The organism is Pseudoalteromonas phenolica (assembly GCF_005886345.1).
GTDB lineage: Bacteria > Pseudomonadota > Gammaproteobacteria > Enterobacterales > Alteromonadaceae > Pseudoalteromonas > Pseudoalteromonas phenolica_A.
Genome location: NZ_PNEC01000118.1, coordinates 1 through 333 on the forward strand (window position 1 = coordinate 1; position 333 = coordinate 333).

The 333-nt window shown below is 45.3% G+C and carries 1 pseudogene; it reads right to left on the reverse strand.

Annotated elements, in window-relative coordinates:
• Positions 1-333 (reverse strand): annotated as a pseudogene (gene purH / locus CWB72_RS20295) (bifunctional phosphoribosylaminoimidazolecarboxamide formyltransferase/IMP cyclohydrolase); the annotation flags it as partial.

The following is a 333-nucleotide window of genomic DNA, read 5'->3' on the forward strand; positions in this document are numbered from 1 at the left end:
ATACCGTCGCGGGCATATACAATCGCGTTCGATTTAACAAACTTAGCCACCTTCCAGCAAAACAGTAAATCGTTAAGTTCTTGCTCAGAAGGCTGGCGCTTAGACACGACTTTTAAATCGCCTTGGGCAACCATGCCTAGGTCGCGGTCTTGCACTAAAACACCGCCATTAACGCGCTTAATATCGTGGCCAGTTGCTTTGCCACTCCATTGACCACACGCTAATAAGCGTACGTTCTTTTTCGCTTCAACAATTTTTGCTGCTTCGCTTGAAACGCTAGGAGCAATAATTACTTAAACAAATTCACGCTCAACAATGGCTTGTGCTGTTGCA